Source organism: Aeromonas sp. ZOR0001, from assembly GCF_000801015.1.
GTDB classification, from domain to species: domain Bacteria; phylum Pseudomonadota; class Gammaproteobacteria; order Enterobacterales; family Aeromonadaceae; genus Aeromonas; species Aeromonas veronii.
The window spans coordinates 1-712 of record NZ_JRJY01000101.1 but is presented as its reverse complement, the minus strand read 5'-3'; the positions used below and the strand labels follow the sequence as shown (position 1 = coordinate 712).

The following is a 712-nucleotide window of genomic DNA, read 5'->3' as shown; positions in this document are numbered from 1 at the left end:
GGCGCCGGATGCTGGAGCGTTACGGAAAAGGCGTAAATATCAAAACATGTTTGCATGAGGCGCTGGGGCGCCCCATGCAACACGTAATTGGGACATAGCCTAAAAATAGTCAGTGGATAGGGTGTCCCCTTCTCCGTTTTTGCTTTTTGAATTGAGGGGAAGGGGTCAATCGGATTGACGTAATGAGAACAGGATAAAATCCAGCACGGAGTTGAGCCTGCCCAGTACATCGTTATTCCACACTCGGATCACCCGAAATCCCTGCTGATTGAGATAGGCTGTCCGAGCCTCATCATGCATCTGGTTCGTTTGTGTTCCATGTTGCGAACCATCCACTTCGATGACCAATCCCTGTTCAAGGCAGATAAAATCCACCACATAGGGGCCGATGGGCATTTGGCGGCGAAATTTCAGCCCCGCCAGACGGCGATTGCGCAGCTGTTGCCACAGTTTCTGCTCTGCCTGCGTGGCATCCCGTCTCAGCCGCTTGGCAACACGGTTGCTCTCCATTAATTGCTCCCACTCTGTATCGCCTTATAGATATAGCCAGCTTCCCATCTGTTTACCGGTTGGGTATTGCGTCCCCTCACCCTAGCCCTCTCCCAATGGGAGAGGGTACAGATCGAGTTGTGGTTGGGATTGGGCTGATCATCACTGTGTTCGTTGCCGGATTTGAGCAGGGGAAGCTGGATTGGGTAATAGGAAGATGACG

Annotated in this window: 1 protein-coding gene; it reads right to left on the bottom strand. The window is 52.2% G+C overall.

All coding sequences use genetic code 11. The features are described 5' to 3' along the window. Nucleotides 1–165 precede the first annotated feature (165 nt). Entirely contained in the window at nt 166–510 is a 345-nt protein-coding gene (locus tag L972_RS12545) for an endonuclease domain-containing protein (RefSeq protein ID WP_047438610.1), read from the bottom strand. Nucleotides 511–712: the final 202 nt, after the last annotated feature.